The organism is uncultured Dysosmobacter sp., assembly GCF_947631635.1.
GTDB lineage: Bacteria > Bacillota > Clostridia > Oscillospirales > Oscillospiraceae > Oscillibacter.
In genome coordinates this window covers 1-16,070 of record NZ_CANRMB010000040.1, presented here as the reverse complement: position 1 = coordinate 16,070, position 16,070 = coordinate 1, and the positions used below count along the sequence as shown (strand labels likewise).

The 16,070-nt window shown below is 60.1% G+C and carries 23 protein-coding genes; 3 read left to right on the top strand and 20 right to left on the bottom strand.

Features of this window, described 5'->3' with window-relative positions:
• Window positions 1-13 precede the first annotated feature (13 nt).
• Both Q0Z71_RS15760 and Q0Z71_RS15755 read right to left on the bottom strand, forming a co-directional pair.
• Window positions 14-568, bottom strand: a complete 555-nt coding sequence (locus Q0Z71_RS15760) for a DUF21 domain-containing protein (protein ID WP_298024809.1) — start codon at window positions 566-568, stop codon at window positions 14-16.
• A gap of 1,151 nt (window positions 569-1,719) precedes the next feature.
• A complete protein-coding gene (locus Q0Z71_RS15755; protein ID WP_298024807.1) occupies window positions 1,720-1,893 on the bottom strand; it encodes a type II toxin-antitoxin system PemK/MazF family toxin in 174 nt (57 codons plus the stop codon).
• Between the two features lie 307 nt (window positions 1,894-2,200).
• Here Q0Z71_RS15755 and Q0Z71_RS15750 point away from each other — a divergent pair, with 307 nt between their 5' ends.
• On the top strand, window positions 2,201-2,896 hold the full coding sequence (locus Q0Z71_RS15750; protein ID WP_298024805.1) for a hypothetical protein: 696 nt from the start codon (window positions 2,201-2,203) through the stop codon (window positions 2,894-2,896).
• Between the two features lie 338 nt (window positions 2,897-3,234).
• Here the strand turns inward: Q0Z71_RS15750 and Q0Z71_RS15745 are convergent, their stop codons facing one another.
• The 4 genes from Q0Z71_RS15745 to Q0Z71_RS15730 are packed head-to-tail and all read right to left on the bottom strand — an operon-like array spanning window position 3,235 to window position 5,825.
• Complete coding sequence (locus tag Q0Z71_RS15745) at window positions 3,235-4,113, bottom strand: polyprenyl synthetase family protein (RefSeq protein WP_298024803.1); 879 nt, start codon at window positions 4,111-4,113, stop codon at window positions 3,235-3,237.
• Between the two features lies 1 nt (window position 4,114).
• The gene (gene xseB / locus Q0Z71_RS15740; protein ID WP_298024801.1) at window positions 4,115-4,351 is read right to left on the bottom strand and encodes an exodeoxyribonuclease VII small subunit; all 237 of its coding nucleotides are present in this window, start codon (window positions 4,349-4,351) and stop codon (window positions 4,115-4,117) included.
• A complete protein-coding gene (xseA, locus tag Q0Z71_RS15735) occupies window positions 4,348-5,562 on the bottom strand; it encodes an exodeoxyribonuclease VII large subunit (protein WP_298024799.1) in 1,215 nt (404 codons plus the stop codon). The genes xseB and xseA overlap by 4 nt, the downstream gene beginning before the upstream one ends.
• A 56-nt stretch (window positions 5,563-5,618) precedes the next feature.
• Complete coding sequence (locus Q0Z71_RS15730) at window positions 5,619-5,825, bottom strand: helix-turn-helix domain-containing protein (protein ID WP_298024797.1); 207 nt, start codon at window positions 5,823-5,825, stop codon at window positions 5,619-5,621.
• Between the two features lie 82 nt (window positions 5,826-5,907).
• Here Q0Z71_RS15730 and Q0Z71_RS15725 point away from each other — a divergent pair, with 82 nt between their 5' ends.
• A complete protein-coding gene (locus Q0Z71_RS15725) occupies window positions 5,908-6,168 on the top strand; it encodes a hypothetical protein (protein WP_298024795.1) in 261 nt (86 codons plus the stop codon).
• A gap of 254 nt (window positions 6,169-6,422) precedes the next feature.
• Here Q0Z71_RS15725 and nusB read toward each other — a convergent pair whose 3' ends face one another.
• The 14 genes from nusB to Q0Z71_RS15655 form a co-directional block, all read right to left on the bottom strand.
• Window positions 6,423-6,872, bottom strand: a complete 450-nt coding sequence (gene nusB / locus Q0Z71_RS15720; RefSeq protein ID WP_298024793.1) for a transcription antitermination factor NusB — start codon at window positions 6,870-6,872, stop codon at window positions 6,423-6,425.
• Between the two features lie 42 nt (window positions 6,873-6,914).
• Window positions 6,915-7,292 (bottom strand): Asp23/Gls24 family envelope stress response protein, encoded by a 378-nt coding sequence (locus Q0Z71_RS15715; RefSeq protein ID WP_298024790.1) that lies wholly within the window; start codon window positions 7,290-7,292, stop codon window positions 6,915-6,917.
• Between the two features lie 96 nt (window positions 7,293-7,388).
• Window positions 7,389-7,961, bottom strand: a complete 573-nt coding sequence (locus Q0Z71_RS15710) for a SpoIIIAH-like family protein (protein ID WP_298024788.1) — start codon at window positions 7,959-7,961, stop codon at window positions 7,389-7,391.
• A gap of 20 nt (window positions 7,962-7,981) precedes the next feature.
• Entirely contained in the window at window positions 7,982-8,491 is a 510-nt protein-coding gene (locus tag Q0Z71_RS15705) for a hypothetical protein (RefSeq protein ID WP_298024786.1), read from the bottom strand.
• On the bottom strand, window positions 8,478-8,954 hold the full coding sequence (locus Q0Z71_RS15700; RefSeq protein WP_298024784.1) for a stage III sporulation protein AF: 477 nt from the start codon (window positions 8,952-8,954) through the stop codon (window positions 8,478-8,480). Before Q0Z71_RS15700 ends, Q0Z71_RS15705 begins: the two co-directional genes overlap by 14 nt.
• Window positions 8,951-10,030 (bottom strand): stage III sporulation protein AE, encoded by a 1,080-nt coding sequence (locus tag Q0Z71_RS15695; protein WP_298024782.1) that lies wholly within the window; start codon window positions 10,028-10,030, stop codon window positions 8,951-8,953. The genes Q0Z71_RS15700 and Q0Z71_RS15695 overlap by 4 nt, the downstream gene beginning before the upstream one ends.
• Window positions 10,027-10,416, bottom strand: a complete 390-nt coding sequence (locus Q0Z71_RS15690; protein ID WP_298024780.1) for a SpoIIIAC/SpoIIIAD family protein — start codon at window positions 10,414-10,416, stop codon at window positions 10,027-10,029. Before Q0Z71_RS15690 ends, Q0Z71_RS15695 begins: the two co-directional genes overlap by 4 nt.
• 2 nt (window positions 10,417-10,418) lie before the next feature.
• Window positions 10,419-10,613 (bottom strand): stage III sporulation protein AC, encoded by a 195-nt coding sequence (gene spoIIIAC / locus Q0Z71_RS15685; protein WP_298024778.1) that lies wholly within the window; start codon window positions 10,611-10,613, stop codon window positions 10,419-10,421.
• Window positions 10,614-10,623: 10 nt separating this feature from the next.
• Entirely contained in the window at window positions 10,624-11,121 is a 498-nt protein-coding gene (locus tag Q0Z71_RS15680) for a stage III sporulation protein AB (RefSeq protein ID WP_298024776.1), read from the bottom strand.
• The gene (locus tag Q0Z71_RS15675; protein ID WP_298024774.1) at window positions 11,118-12,029 is read right to left on the bottom strand and encodes a stage III sporulation protein AA; all 912 of its coding nucleotides are present in this window, start codon (window positions 12,027-12,029) and stop codon (window positions 11,118-11,120) included. The genes Q0Z71_RS15680 and Q0Z71_RS15675 overlap by 4 nt, the downstream gene beginning before the upstream one ends.
• Before the next feature lie 153 nt (window positions 12,030-12,182).
• Complete coding sequence (locus Q0Z71_RS15670) at window positions 12,183-13,022, bottom strand: hypothetical protein (RefSeq protein WP_298024772.1); 840 nt, start codon at window positions 13,020-13,022, stop codon at window positions 12,183-12,185.
• Window positions 13,023-13,309: 287 nt separating this feature from the next.
• A complete protein-coding gene (locus Q0Z71_RS15665; protein WP_298024770.1) occupies window positions 13,310-14,407 on the bottom strand; it encodes a DUF3048 domain-containing protein in 1,098 nt (365 codons plus the stop codon).
• A gap of 88 nt (window positions 14,408-14,495) precedes the next feature.
• The gene (locus Q0Z71_RS15660; protein ID WP_298024768.1) at window positions 14,496-14,912 is read right to left on the bottom strand and encodes a hypothetical protein; all 417 of its coding nucleotides are present in this window, start codon (window positions 14,910-14,912) and stop codon (window positions 14,496-14,498) included.
• Entirely contained in the window at window positions 14,909-15,112 is a 204-nt protein-coding gene (locus tag Q0Z71_RS15655; RefSeq protein ID WP_298024766.1) for a helix-turn-helix transcriptional regulator, read from the bottom strand. The genes Q0Z71_RS15660 and Q0Z71_RS15655 overlap by 4 nt, the downstream gene beginning before the upstream one ends.
• A gap of 194 nt (window positions 15,113-15,306) precedes the next feature.
• Between Q0Z71_RS15655 and Q0Z71_RS15650 the strand changes: the two genes are divergently transcribed.
• Window positions 15,307-15,846, top strand: coding sequence for a DUF4364 family protein (locus Q0Z71_RS15650; RefSeq protein WP_298024764.1), 540 nt, complete (start codon window positions 15,307-15,309; stop codon window positions 15,844-15,846).
• Window positions 15,847-16,070 lie beyond the last annotated feature (224 nt).

The window sequence follows — 16,070 nt, the reverse complement described above, 5'->3', positions numbered from 1 at the left end:
GATCGTTCCTCTCTCAGCGGTGAAAGAGATGCAGGAAGCGGCCCGCCCAATAGACCACCTTGGTGCTCTGTTTCATGGCAAAGGTCTTGGACAGCGCCTTGCCGCCGATGGTCAGGCCGGACACCAGGGCGGTGACGCCCACGGAGACCAGCACGGTCTGGGTGTTCAATGCCCTCTGCAGCTGCGTTACGATCACCGCGCCGGTGGCGCCGCTGACGATGCCGCAGATATCGCCCACCACGTCATTGCAGACGCTGGAGACACGGCTGGCGTTTTTCAGCAGGCTCAGCGCCTCCTTGGCCCCCTTTTCCCTGTGGGACGCCATGGAATGGAAGGGCTTGGGATCCGCCGCCGTCACGGCCACGCCGATGACGTCGAACAAGATGCCAAGCCCGATGAATAAGGCCAAAATCAAGAGGGCGACTGCCACGCCCGCGCCGGACAGCATCGACTGGGATGCCAGACTCAGCACCGCGGACAGGGCCACCGCCATCAAAAAGACCGTCAGGGCCCACCGGTACGGCGCGCCCCCTTTTTTCTCATCTTTCTGGTTCTGTGTTTTTTTCAAACAGGATGACCCCCAACAGAGGATGACTCTTCAAAATATGCTAAGCCGGCGGCGGCGGAAAAGGTAAATCTTACGGCTTAGGTACGGGTTGGATTTCCCCGCGGCGCACCTCTCGTTGCCGATGGAGGCGGTTCCCCCTTCGGCGCCGCGGTACCGTGTTGCCAACAGCACTACCCGATTGCCACTTAGTCCGCACTGCAATCCCTTTTCTGCCTCTTTGGAACAGCCTAGGTGATTTCCACCACAGTCCGTCCGCTTCTTTAGCCTCTTTTGCAGACCGGGTTTCAAAGGGCGATCGCAGACTGATGCTCTGGCCAGAGCACCGTTGCTGCGTTGATCCCTCATCCACCCGCCCCACGCAAGGCAGGCTACGTCTGCACACAGCGTTACGGCCCCTGTGGGACCGATGCACCGCATTGCAGGTTCACAATCTGCTTCGTACACAGGCCGGAAATACCACGTTGGGAGTACGTCTGTGCACAAGAGCAGGTCTCCACGAAAACAGGGTCGGGATAACCATGCCATTGGAAAGCGCCCTGAGTTCGCAAGCACGCGTGGCGCGCTTCCCCCCAGCACCCACCCAAAACTGGGCGTATCAAGCAGGCACCAGAGGTTTCATAGATGTGCCCTTCAGAGGATTTTTAGGCCCTCCCTAGGAAACGGCAGATCTGACTAGAATACTGCGCCGCCGCTTAGCATGGTACAGTATAGCACCAAATCGATAAATATACAACATATTCCGTATGAGGAGCTTCCGGTTGTTTGGGACCCCCCAAAAACTAGAAATACCAATGGTTTGCGGGCATTTTGACGGCTCTGCATTAACAAAAAATTTACACCAGATCTTTATAAATCTATCAAAATCTTTCTAACTGTTTTCATAATTAGTGTAAATTTGGTGTAAATCAAACGGTTTCATAGAGCGCCCTCCCGTCTGCCAGTGTGATATGCGCCCAAACAAGGTCCTTTTTCGGAAGTGCTTTCAGCGAGCTGCTCCCTTTCTCGGCGGCATAGTGCCCCCTCTTTCGCTTAAAATTTTGCGTGGAAATGCAAAAAGCGGCGCCCTGCACATTTGGCGAGGCGCCGCAGTCATATACGCTTGTTATATTATCCGGCCAGAAATGGGGATTGTAGCCCTCTGGCCTGGCCGATCATCTGGAGAGAGGGGACATGGGCACAACTTCAACGGTGGGACTGTAACGGTTGCCGGTGTCATTTTGCGCAATGACAACAGGGCGAATGTCAGATTGGATATTTTCGCCGCCGACAAGATTTGCGTCATATATTTCACCAAATCGTGGATGCGCACGGATCTCGCTTGCCATAAAATTTATCTCCTCTCAAATTGTCAGAACGGAGCGTGAAGCTCCCCGGTGACTCTTGTATTCCATATATCACTCTCTGGAACAAAGCTTAACTGAATTTACTTGCAACATTTCTTTCTGTTGCTGTTCCCCTGGGACGTATAGTATAATTATAGAATCAAACTATCGCTTAGAGTTCGGCGAAAATGAAATAAGAAAGAATAAGTGACCTATCGCACGCCACAATCGCAGAAACATTCAAGCTGCAGCTGTCAAATTCCAAGCACTCATGTTCCTGAAATATTTGTGGAAAAGAAAGAGGTCTACAATGAAAATTCACGAGTCGCGGCGATTGTTTTACTCCCTTTTTGTCCTAGGCATTCTTTTCCTGCTTGCCGGATGTCAAAAATCTGGTTTGCAAGAGCCGGATTTCCCGCTGAAGGAAGCGGATATTATCACTGCCTTAGCGCAGACCAACCTACCTGGTACGATTTCCGATGATAAAACGATCCTTTCAGAAGAATATACCTCATATGTACTGGATAGTGCGGATCAAAGACTTCCTGTAGCGATAATTTTTAGTTCAAATTATGAGGGAAAACGCTTCCTTTCACTTACTTTTATATCTCCTCCCACTTCAAAAGACTGCGTTTTTTTATGGGAAGACTGGAAACAGCAACTTGCGCTTGCCGCATTGCTCTATGGAGGGTTTACCGACGAGGATGAAATCTACCGGGGCTTTTTTGAGCAGGAAGTGTCCGATGGTGAGTTGGAAGTAAATGAAAATAATTTTGATCATCTTATTGCTGAGCAATACGAATGGGATGCGGAATTCTCTGCCGGATATTGCAGGGTTTATTATAAGTTGGTCAACTCGTCCATAGAAACTGATCCCTTTGGGTCCGAGAATTTCAACGTAGTAGAGCAAACTCCCCATATGACAATCTCGATTTATGAATCTGTTGAGCGTTATAATGAGCGTCTGCAAAAGCAGTTGGAGCGAGACCAATTGTCTGGGACCTGATACGATTTTCTTCAGGCAAATGGGACCTCTGCAATCGCTCAACAAGGCCGGGACAGCATAGGCTGCCCTGGCCTTGTCATGTTCCGAAAAATTTGTGCCGGACAGGCGCAGGCCCATCCGGCACGGTTCTATTTGATATGGTAGGACTCCCCCAGGCAGCGTTCCCAGGCGCATTGCTGAATTCCCCAGCGGCAAATTCCAGGCTCCGCCGGTCACCGCGATGTATAACCGGGAAATCAGTGCTCTGACAGTACCGGGGTTCTGTCACCGCCGCCCGCTCTCCGGGCCCCATCGGCCCGGCAGGCGCACCCCGGCTGGCTCAAAGCACCGGTAGCGCATCACTTCTTCCGCTCCGCCAGGCTGTCCGCCAGGGCGGAGAGGAATCCATCGGCATCATAGGCCGCCACCGCAGCCTTGGCCTTTTCCGTGCAGTTCCGGACGGCGGCGGCGCAGCCCTCCACCCCCAGCAGGTCCACGAAGGTCACCTTGCCCTCCTCCCGGTCGGAGCCGATGGGCTTGCCGAAGGTGGCCTCGTCCCCGATCACGTCCAGCATGTCGTCCCGGATCTGGAAGGCCAGGCCCAGATTTTCAGCGTAGACCCCGGCGGCCTCCCCCAGGGTCTGGGACGCCCCGGCAGCGGCGCAGCCCATGGCGCAGGCGGCGCGGATCATGCAGCCCGTCTTGAGCCGGTGGACCTCCGTCAGCTCCGCCTCCGTCTCGGGCGCGTGGAGCGTGTCCAGCACCTGGCCCGCCACCATGCCGTCGGCTCCGGCGGCTTCCGCCAAAACCAGGGCGCAGTCCGCCCGCCTGTCCGCCCCAAGGCCGGGGGCTGTCAGGATCAGGCGGTACGCCTCCGGCTGGAGGGCGTCTCCCGCCAGCACGGCCAGGGTCTCGCCGTAGACCTTGTGGTTGGTGGGCTTGCCCCGGCGAAGGTCGTCGTCGTCCATGCAGGGCAGGTCGTCGTGGATCAGGGAGTAGGTATGCACCAATTCCAGGGCGCAGGCCGCGGGCAGGGCGGCTTTCCAGTCCATCCCCGCCAGCCGGGCGAATTCCAGCGTCAATACCGGCCGGATGCGCTTGCCGCCCGCCAGCAGGCTGTACCGCATGGATTCGTACAGGTCCGGCCAGTCGGTCTTTTCCGTGAACAAGCCGCTGAGATACTGCTCCACCGCCTGCCGGTATCCCTCATACCGGGCATTGAATCCTGTCTGTTCCATGTCACTCCTCCTGCGTCTCAAAGGGGACCTCCACCAACGTGCCGTCAGGCCCCTTCGCCAGCTTCATCACCTGCTGTTCCGCCTCGTCCAGTTCCTTGGAACAGGCGGCGATCAGCTTGGTCCCCTCCGCAAACAGCGCCAGGGAGTCCGCCAGCTGGGCGTCTCCCTTTTCCAGCGCCGCCACGATCTCCTCCAGGCGGGCGATCCGCTGTTCAAATGTCACCTTGCTTGCGCTCATCTCTTTACCTCCTCAAAGGGCTTGTCCACCGTGCAGGTGAAGCCGCCTTCTCCCAACGTGACAGACACCCGGTCCCCGGCTGTCACGTCCTGATAGCTCTTTAAGATCCGGCCCTCCCCGTCCTGGGCCATGGCGTAGCCCCGGCCCAGGACGGCCAGGGGGCTCAAGGCGTCCAGAGACGCCGCTAGCGCGGAAAACCGCTGCCGCTTCCGGGCCGCCAGCGCCCCGGACAGGTCGGACAGCCGCTGCTGGACATGGACCAGCTCCATCCGCTTGTCCTGGACGTAGGCCAGATGGTCGCGCATCACCCGCTTGCCGGCCAGCGTGTCCAGCCGCTGGCGCAGGGCCTCCAGGCGCTGGGTCTCCGCCTGCTCCATCCGCTCCTCCGCGCCCCGGAGCCGCCGCAGCAGCTCCATCTGGTCCGGCACGGCGATCTCCGCGGCGTTGGAGGGCGTGCTGGCCCGCGCATCCGCCACGAAATCGGAGATCGTCACGTCCGGCTCATGGCCCACAGCGGAGATGACCGGCAGCTCCGACTCATAAATGGCCCGGGCCACCTGCTCGTCGTTGAAGGCCCACAGGTCCTCCATGGAGCCGCCGCCCCGCCCGGTGATGATCACATCCCCCACCTTCCAGCGGTTGGCGTACTGGATGGCCCTGACGATCTGGGGCGGCGCCCCCGGCCCCTGCACCAGCACCGGCAGCAGGATCACCTTGGCGATGGGATACCGGCGGCGCAGGATGCGGATCATGTCATGGACCGCCGCCCCTGTGGGCGAGGTGATGATGGCGATGCGCTCCGGATAGGGCGGCAGAGGCTTTTTGCGGCGCTCGTCAAACAGGCCCTCGGCGTACAGCTTGTTTTTCAGCTGCTCAAAGGCCACCGCAAGGTCGCCCACGCCCTCCGGCGTCATGGTATTGCAGTATAGTTGATATTTGCCATCCCGGGCGAATACGGAGATGCGGCCGGACAGGACCACCTTCATCCCGTTTTCCGGCCGGAACCGCAGGCGGCCGGCCTCTCTCCGGTACATGACGCAGCTCAAGGCCCCGCTCTGGTCCTTCAGCGTGAAATAGTGGTGGCCCGCAGAGTGCATTTTGTAGTTGGATAGCTCGCCCCGGACGTGGATATGTTGGAGCATAGGCTCGTTATCCACCAGGAGCTTGACCAGATTGTTGACCTCGGTGACGCCGAAGATATGTTGTTCCATTTGAAGTTCTCCTGTTGAGGGATTTGCGGAGACGTGCCGCCCGCAGGCGGATCCGCTCACCGCTGGTCGGTCCGTCCGGCCAAATAGTCCAGGCTCACGCCGAAGTGGTCCGCCAGAGCGCACAGATTATTGAAATTAGGCAGACTGACTCCACCTTCAAGGGCCTGGTATTGACGGTCCGTGATTCCAACCGACTTCGCGACCTGTACCTGTGTCTCTTTCCGCTCTTTCCGCAATTCGCGCAATCTCATTGAAAATTCCATAGTTCCTCCTTGACACGATGTCCATTTCGTGTTATATTGAAAATACGATGTAGGCTTCGTGTTTATGAAAGGTGGTCTTTATATGTCCGACTTTATGAAATGGCTCTACCCCCACTACATCAAGCCCTATCTGCAATCCGCTCCCAGGGGCGATTACGAATTCTGGCTCGCCCTGATGGACAACGGTCTGGACCCCAACTGTCAGGAGGAATTTGAAAAAACGCTGGAATTCACCGCTGTTCAAGGCTTTCTCCTGGGCCTGCAGACCGGCGTGGGCCTGGCCCCCTATCTTCCCGAGGCCTCTTCCGCTGTGCCGGGGGCGTCCTCCCAATTCCCGCAGTAAAGTCAATTAACCTGAAAAATCGCAAGCGATTTTCCAAGCGGGCTATGACAACTGCGCGCTTTGCGCGCAGTCATTGACTATGAAATCCAAATCAAGGCCGCATCCCGCGGCCTGCCGCAGCGCACATGCGCTGTGGCACATGAAAAGTGGTTTTACCACTTTTCAAGTTATTTGATTATAAAACCGCTTTCATAGAAAAGCAGAGCCGGACAAGCGGTGGCCTTGCCACCCTGCCCCGCTCTGCCATTTTATGCTCATTCGGAGATCTCCTGCCGCACAAAGCTGCCCAGGATGCCGTTGATGAACTTCACCGTCTCCGGCGTCTCGTACTTCTTGGCGATCTCCACCGCCTCGTTGATGGCGGCGCCGTTGGGCACGTCCGGCATGTACAGGATCTCATACATGGCCACCCGCATGATGGCGGAGGCCACCAGGGGGATACGGGCAAAGTTCCAGCCCTTGGCGTATTTGGCGATATAGCCGTCCAGCTCCGCCGCGTGCCCGTTCACGCCCTTCACCAGGCGGCGGATATAGTCCGCCTGCTTGGCGTTCGGCGCCTCCCGGTAGATGTCGTCTTCCCCAGCCAGGGTGGCGAAGGTCTCCGCCGTCAGGCGTTCGTCCAGCAGCGCCTCGATGGGCTTGTCGGTAAAGCTCAGCTCATAGGAAAGATGGATCGCGATCTCCCGCGCGGTATTCCGTACCATACAGCAATTCGTCCTTTTCTCTCTCGTTCACACTTTGGCGGATCAGTCCAGGGTCACGCCGCCCACATGGATGTTGACCGCCTCCACGGCGCAGCCGGTCATGGCCTCCACAGAGGAGATGACCGCCTTTTGGGCGTTCTCCGCCACCTCGGGGATGGCATAGCCATACTTCACCGTCAGGTACAGGTCCAGCTTCAGCGCTGCGCCCGTCATGTCGATCTTCACGCCCTTGGCGCCCTTGTGGGCGTTCTTTTTGTTGTTCACCAGGTCGTTGACGCTGCCGCCCATGGCGGTCATCATCCCGGTCACGCCCTCCACCTCGCGGATCGCGCCCACGGCGATGGAAGCGATCACTTCCTCCGCGATATTGATGCTGCCGTTCTCCTCCGGCAGCGTCATGTATTCCTTGCTTTCGGCCATGATACGATTCTCCTTATTCGTTGTATCCTTGGTAAAAGATATCATCAAAATCCTTCAGGTTGTTATTTTACCATGTTATCCCGAAAATTACAACAGCTAATTTGCCGCCATGACCTTGATCCCGCTGGCGGGGTAGCCGGTCTCGGATTTGGCGATGTCCGTGATCTTCGCCACGTCGGTGCTGGTCAGCTCCCCACTGCCGGTGGAGACCACCACGCTGACGCCGTCGTCCCCCATGAAGGCCACACAGTCCTTGTACCCCTTGGCGGTGACGAGATTCTCGATCTGGGCCTCTTTCAGCGTGTAGGATGCCAGGACCTGGATGCCCTCGCTGGCCTCATTGGCGGTGGCGGCGTCCGCCCCCTCCTGTTCCGCCGCGTCCTGCAGGAGGGAGATGGCGTTGTCCCGGGCTTGCTGGCGGGTCAGGCGGGCGGAGGCGAAGTAGTCCGCGCCGGTATAGACCGCCTCCTCGTCCGTGGGCGCCCCGGTCTCCGGGTCCACGCTGTCCTGGCCGGACACCAGGGCCGCCTCTCCCAAAATCTTGGTCCCCGCCTCCTGGGCGTCCTCCAAAGCCTCCTTGCTGGAATACTTCCAGTTCAGGCCCACCGCCGCGCACACCAGCACGGCCATGGTCGCCACCACCGCGTTGCGTTTCCATCTAGTACTCATGTCTTTCCTCCTCCAAATGATCACTGCCATTTTGCCACCGTGATGCGGTCGGCGGACAGGCCGGTCAGCGCCGCCACCGCCTCCGTCACCGCCAGTTTCACATCCGCCCGGTCTCCGCCCTGGCACACCACCAGCGCCCCCCGGTACGTGGGATACAGGGTCCGGGTCACCACTGCCTCGTCTCCGCTCCCGCCATCCACCAAGACGGTCTCGGACCTGCGGGAGTAGTCCTCCGGCGACGCGGTGTCGCCGCTGTATGTCAGCTCGGTGTCCTGGGCCAGCTGCCGTTCGCCGTCGGAGTCCACCGTCAGCAGCACCTTCACCTGGCCCACACCGCTCATGGCGCCAAGAATATCCGCCATCTCCGTCTGGAGATCCCGGCCCGTCTCCGCCTGTGTCCGCTTCAGGACCGGACGGTCCGTACCGCCGTCTCCACTCGGCCACAGCAGCAGCCCGACGCCGATCAGCACCACTAAGGCCGCGTATTTGTAACGTTCCCATAGCTTTCGCACTCCTTCAATTTTCTTCATGCCAAACCTGCCTCTCCCGGGGAATGCCCAGCTCCCCCTCGATGTACGCCGCCAGCGCCTCAGAGCGGTCTCCCCGCAGGCGGACGGACACCGGCACCGGGATGCCGTCATCTCCCGTCTCCGTCTCCACCTGGGCCGTCACGGCCACGCCCAGCGTGCTCGCTTTGTCCGATATATATGCGGCTGTCCGCTCCGCTATGAGTCCCGCCAGTTCCTCTTTTTCCCCGCTGTCCAGCTCCGCACGCCGCTCCTCGATGGCGCTGGCGTAGTCGCTGAGGTCCAGCCGCAGACGGCCCAGGTCCGTCCGCAGCACCGGCTGCAGGAGGGCTGCCAACAGGATCAAGCCCCCGGTGAAGGAGGCGATTTTGCGGATGGTCCCCTCTGGGATAAAGGTCTGGGCCACCGACAGCAGCATGGTCACCACCACGATGGAGGTGAGCCACTCCCGTACCGCCCCGATCATGGCATCACCGCCGCCACGGAGGACAGCACCGAGATCAAAAGCAGCAGCGCGCAGCTCCCCGTCATGCCCAGCACCAGGCCGAAGGCGCCGCCCAGTCCGTCGATGAGCTTGCAGAGGCCCGGCGCGCCCACTGTAGCGGCCAGAAACGCCGTCAGCTTGTACAGCAGGTACTGGATGCCCAATTGCAGAAACGGGTAGGCGCAGGCCGCCAGGATCGCCAGCATCCCGAACACGCCGATGGTGTTCTTCAAAAGGCCCGCCCCGGCCAGCACCGTCTCCGCTGCCTCGGCGATGATGCTGCCCACCACCGGCACCACATTGGAGATGGCGGTCTTTGCCACCTTCACCGTGGTGCCGTCCACCGCGCCGGAGATCACTCTCGCCGCGGAGAGGTACACCGTGAACAGCAGCAGCGCCGTGGTCAGGATCCAGGTGATGAGCTTTTTCAGGCCATCCGCAATGACGCTCAACCGGTTCTCCGGCAGGCAGGCCCCGGCCGTCAAGGCCCCGATGTACAGGTACACCAGCGGCAGAAGCAGGCCGTTGATGAGATTCATCAGCAGGTCCACCAGAAACACGGTGGTCACCTGCTGAAAGGTGGCGGTGCTCACCGCGCCGGAGGCCGCCGTGGCCGCCGCCAGTGTGGGCAGCAGCGCCTTGGAGAACAGGCTCAATTCCCCGATGGTCTCCGCGCCCAGGCCGATCAGGGAATCCAGGCTCCCCGCCGTCACCAGCGTCACCGACAGTCCCCCCACCATGGGCAGGAACATGGCGGACCTGCCTCCGGCGGCCCCTTGGTAAAAACCCTCCACCGCGCCGCACAGCACCACCACCAGCAGCACCGACGCCGCGCCCCGGACCCGCTGGCGGAGGATGGCCCCCACTTGGCCGCCCATCTTTTCCAAAATGCGGCTCACGCCGCCCGCAAAGCCCTGGGCGTCTGAGGGGTCCACGTCCCGCAGCAGGTCCCCGGCGCCCTCCGGCACCGCCTCCAGCAGGTCCTGCGGCACGTCCGCCCCATGGGCCTGGACCGTTACAGCCAGCAGGACGATAATCAGACAGATCAGTTTTTTCATTGCATCAGCTCCAACAGCAGCGCCAGCACCGCCCGCAGCAGCGGCAGGGCCACCAACAGGGCACACACCGCCCCTGCCGTCTCCACCACTGCCGCCAGGGCCGACTCCCCGGCGTCCCGGCAGAGGCTTCCCCCCACCTTTACCACCAGGGCGATGCCCACTGTTTTGTACAGGGGGATAAACAGGTCGCCGGAGATGCCGCTCCGGGTCCCCAGCTCCTCCAAAAATGAGACCAGCTCCTCCATGGCTCCGGCCAGGAACAGCAGGACCACCACAGCGGTCCCCAGCGTCAACAGCAGGCTGGTCTCCGGGCTTCCCTTTTTCAGCACCAGGGCCAGCAGCGCGCCCACCACGCACAGGGCCGTCACCTGCGTGACCGTCTCCATGGCTAGAAGTGGAACAGGGTCTTGATGAGGTCAAACAGGGCGCTGATCTCCTGGACCATCATCATCAGGACCACTACCAGGCCCGCCAGCACCACCATCATGCCCTGTTCCTCCCGTCCGGAACGGATCAGCAATTGGTTCAGCACCGCCACCAGAATGCCGATGGCGGCGATCTTGAAAATCAAATCCACATCCATATCGTGTTCCTCAAATCAGCAAGATCACCAGCAGCGCGGCAGCGGAAAAGCACAGCGCCGTGGCCTGTTTTTCCTCCGAACGGCGGCTCTGTTCCGCCGCCTCCGCACTTTTTGCCAGCCCATAGATGACAATTGATATTGCTTTACAGACGCTCTCCTCGTCGCCCTGAAGGTTTTGCCCCAGGGCGGCGAGGGCCGTCTGGTCCCCCTGGGACAGGGGCAGCCGCTCCGCCGCCTCTCCCCATGCCTTGGGCAGGTCTCCGCCCCGCCGGGCGGCGTCCGCCGTCTCCCGGAAAAAGGACGCGGCCTCCCTGCCGCAGGTCTTGGAAAGGGCTTCCAGCAGCTGGGGCAGGGGCGTCCGGGCCATGCGGACCTCCTCCCCCATCCGCCGCAGCGCCGCCAGCAGGTCCAACAGCGTGTCCCGCTTCCGCCTGCGCTCCGCCCGCTGCATCCACCAAATCAGCGCGCCGCCGGAAAAAACACAAACACTCCCCATCAGCTTGATCATGGCAGCTCCTCCACTTCATAGGCCCGTCCAGTTTCCGTCCGGACGATGCGCACCGCCAGGCGGAATACCCGGTCCTCCAACAGCTGCCGGTACAAGGGTTTTTGTTCCAGCTCCGCGACGTCCGCGGCGTGGATTGTGGCCAGCAGTCCCACGCCGCAGCCGGAGGCCATGGCGGCGGCCCGCAGGTCCTCCCGGACCGTGATCTCGTCCACGGCGATGATCTGGGGATTCATGGCCCGCAGGACCATGGGGATGCCCAGGGCCTTGGGGCAGGCATCCAGCACATCGGTGTGTGGGCCCACGTCCATCTGTGGCTCGCCCCGGTACATCACCGCCACCTCTCCCCGCTCGTCGATGAGGGAGATCCGCTGGGGCCCATGTTCCGCCGTCCCCTCCGACAGCCGCCGCACCAGGTCCCGCAGCAGCGTGGTTTTGCCGCCTCCCGGCGGCGAGAGGATCAGGGTGCTGGCAAAAGCTCCATTTCGGAAAAGCCGGTCCGCCAGAGTGTCAGCGATGCCCTTCTGCTCCCGGGCGATGCGGATCACCGCCGAGGAGAAGCTCTTCAGGTTCGTGTTGGTGCCGTCTTTCATCACCGCCGTGCCGCACAGCCCCACCCGAAAGCCGCCCCGGACAGGCAAAAAGCCCTCCCGCAGCGTCTCCGCCGCCGCATAGCGGGAAAATTCCGTGGCCAAGTCACACAGGGTCTCCAGTTCCTCCGGTTCCACAACGGCGTCCAGCGGCACCTCTCCCGTGGGCAGCAGGACGGTCATGGGCCGTCCCGCCCGGAGCCGGAATTCCTCCGCTTCGGCCCGCTGTTCCTCCGGCAGGGCCAGCGCCAGTTTTCGCAGGCGGTTCGGCAGAATGGCCGCTGCGTCCTCATAGCGCAGGATGTTCAAATTCTTCTGCAAGGGTCCTCCCCCTTTCTTTTGTTACTCCACTCTATGACGGCTCGTCCATGGGTATGCCTAAAATTTGGATGGAACCAGCCCGCAGACGGAATACAGGGGCGCACGCCTTTTGGGCAAAAAGAAAAGGCTGGCACAGCCAGCCTTTTCCCTGATTCACTTGCCGCAGGCGCAGCAGCACTTGGCGTCCTCGTAATTGTCCGGCATCCGGACCGTGTTGGGCGGGAAGAATTCCCCCACCGGGAAGGAGATGTTCCGGAAGATGCAGCAGGGGTCCTCCTTGTCGCTGCCGCAGGAGCACTCCTTGTCGGGCATGCAGTAATCGTACACCGGCACCAGCAGCTGGGAGTCCCGCTCCAGGCGCACGATGGAGAACTGGCCCAGGGTGACATAGATCCGGCGGTTGTCGTCGCCGCTGGAGAGCTCGCCGCCGAAGCAGCTGTTGACAAAGGCCGGGACCTCGCACAGATCGCAGTCGCAGTCCCGCTTGCCGCAGCAGTCCATGACCCGGGCGTCCAGCACGATGGGGTCCACGGCCTCCACCACGGCGATGGGGGCGTTGGCCCGCTTCATCATCTGCATGTCAGGCTCACCCACCCGCAGCTCGGAGGAGAAGATCTTGGCGTTCCCCTCGCTGCCAAACAGAATGGCCCGCTTGTCGAACACGCACAGGCCCTCCACGGTGACGGGAACAGGGCAGCTCAGATAGGCCTGAAGGGTCACGGAATAGAAAAAGCGCATATCCACGGTGTAGAAGCCCCGGTTGAAGCTGACGGGCTCCACATCCACGTACACATACAGCAGCTTGGCGCTGCCGCCCTTGACGGACAGGGCGCGGTTGATGGTATCCACACACTGCATTTTCGGATAGAAGCGCAGGTCCTCAATGCAGTCTTTATCACGGCAGGAATCGTAGATCTTCCTGGTATGGATGCAAACCGCCTCACGGATGCCGCTGGCGTCCTCGATGGGACCGGGCATGACTTTATCGGGCATTGCAATACCTCCTAAATAAGTAGCTGGTGAAAGGCCGAGACCTTTCAATCCAGTGTATGCGCCAAGCGGCAGGAGGTGTGAAAAACAGCGGGCCATATGGCCCGCTGTTTTATATCCTATAGATATAGTCAGTTAGGAGAAAAATCGCAAGCGATTTTTCAAGCGGGCTATGCCCGCTGCGCGCAAAGTGCGCAGTAATTGACTATGAAATCTAAATCAAGGCCGCATCCCGCGGCCTGTCACAGCGCACATGCGCTGTGACACTTGAAAAGTGAATGTATCACTTTTCAAGTGATTTGATGATAGGTCAGCACACTGGTCTTGGGACTCATGATGCAGACATAGCTGGTCCCCTGCCCCAGGGTCAGCGGCGTACCGTTTTCCAGCTTATAGACGAATTGGCTGTTCCGGTCCGCCTTACTCCACTGGATAGGCACGGCCCTGCCGCCGCAGAAATAGGTCCCCTTGCCGCTGCCGGTGAGCTTCACGTTCAGCCGTCCCGCCGCATCGCCGGGAATCAGGGAGATGGCCGTCTCCAGCACCAGGACATTGGTGACGCCCACCTGTTCCCCGGAGTTTCCGTCCACATATTCTTTGCCGTACTGCCCCACCAGATATTTCCCAGTGGCGGCGTCATAGTCAAAGGTGCCTGTCTTGTAGTTGGAGAACTTCAGCGTCACGTGCTCCGCCCCGGCCCCTCCGGCGGGCGTGCCGTCCTCCGCGAAGGACTGTGTGTATGTATAGCCGTCCCGGTGTTCCGTGCGGAAATGGCCGGCGTTCAGGTACTCCTGGATCTTCTCTCCGGAGGTCACCAGCGTATGCTCATAGTCCATGGTCTTTCGCCGCTCCTGGTCCCGCCAGAAGATCTTGGCGTCGGAGCCACCGTTGACGCCGTCCATGTTGTCCACGCCCCAGGCGGGGATATCCCGGTAGGCGCCCGGACTGCCGCCCGCATGAACATACAGGGCGTCATGTCCCAGGGCCAGCTCCAAATAATAGGACCGGGCGGAGCGGATGCTGCCCAAGGTCCCAACACCCTCCAGCGTCTGGTACACGCCCAGCATCCGGGTGATGCCGCCCTCGGCGGGGACCTCGTAGATGATATCCGCCTGGCTGACGCCCAGCTGGGGCTGCGCCGCCTTCAGGTTGTTGAACATCACCGCCACCGGGCGGTTTTTCTCGTACTTTGGCTCCATGGGCAGGCCCGTCAGCGGATCGGTGCCTGCGGGGACGTAGGGCTCAGGCTCCGGCTCCGGTTCCTGAATGGGTTCCTCGATGGGCTCCGGCTCCACCGCAGGTTCCACAGGCTCCTCCCGCTTGCCGCATCCGGCCAGTCCCAACAGCATGACCGCCGCCAGCAGCAGCGCCAACATCCGATTTTTCATTCCGCCGCCTCCTGTATGATGGTTAACCACATGATACCAGCGGAAGCCGGAAGCGTCAAGGCAAATTCCGACGGTTTTCGACGGTATCTCACATTTCTCTTTGATACCTGGCCATCAGACAGAGTTCCAAAACACACTTCATCAAAAAGGCCCCCACGGCCAGCAGCGTGACCCACAGGGGCGCCCCCAGTCCGATGGACAGCCATGCTCCGGCCATCAGCGCCCACTGCAGCACCTCGCCCGAGACGGCCTGTGCCCGGCGACGGATGGCAATATTCCGCTCGTCGCCGGCCTCGATCTCCGCCATGCGCATCTTTTTGGGCTCTTTCTCCTCCCAGCGGCGCATCCGCCAATTGGAAAAGCCAAAGCCAAGCAAACCTGCGCCCGCGCCTGTCAGCATACCGCCGGCGGTGCGGGGCAGCGTTTCCTCCATCAGTAAGCTCACGCCCATCATCACAGCGCCCAATATCCACAAGACCAGATAGAATTTCGTCTTTGTTCTCATGTTTTGTCCTCCTCGTAAATGAAAATGTCCTCGATCGGCAGTTCAAAATACCGGGCGATCTTAAACGCCAGCAGGATCGACGGGTTATACCGCCCATTTTCCAGGGATCCGATGGTCTGCCGGGAGACCTCCAGCGCCTCTGCCAGCTCCTCCTGCTTGATCCCCATGGCTTTTCGCAGCTCCTCCAAGCGGTTCTTCAATCTATCACGCTCCATTCCACTTCATGTAAAGTATACTTTCCATAGCAGGATGATAACACAGTCGCGCAACAATGTCAAGCGTACTTTCCATTTTATTTGGAAAGCGGCCTTTTTTCCATTTCGCTCTGTACAAACGGCCACCAGATGCGGTATACTATACTTAAATACGAAACAACATCTGGAGGTGGTCGCACATGGCGGGCCGCGGTTTTATCCATGACAAGCTGGAGATCAAATTTCTCATTCTCTACATCACCGCCCGGGTCATCGAGCCGATCCCCTTTGACACGGTGCTGGATCTGACGATGTGCGATGACGCCATCGACTATTTCGACTTCTCCGAGTGTTTGGCGGACCTGGTAAAGACGGAGCATCTGACCCTCTCCGAGGATGGCTTCTACGCCATCACGGAAAAGGGCCTGCGGAACAGCGGCATCTGCGAGTCCAGCCTCCCCTACTCTGTGCGTTTGCGGTGCGACAAAAACCTGACCGCCTGCAACCGCAAGCTCCGCCGGAAGAGTCAGGTCCGGGCCACCACGGAGAAACGGCCCAACGGCACCTACACCGTGAACCTGTGCCTGGACGACGACATGGGCAGCGTCATCGACCTGAAGCTTATGATGGTGCGGGAGGATATGGCAAAGGTGCTGATGGAGCGCTTCCGCAGATCCCCGGAAAAGCTGTACACCCAGATCATGAACCTGCTCCTCAGCGACGAGGAGGAATCCTCTTAAATCATGGTGCAGTCATGACCACCCGTAAAACGGGTGGCATGCACCACCCCTATAAGGGGTTTTTACTGGCTGAGCCTCAAGGCTCACGAATTGTATTAACTACTGCATTCTGTGCCCCACTGCCAATAAGATTGGCGGTGGGGTGCAGTTGTTAGCGCCGGGCGAAAATCGCCATTCCGGGCCGGGCGAAAATCGCCAATTTTGGCCGGATGAAAATCGCCAAT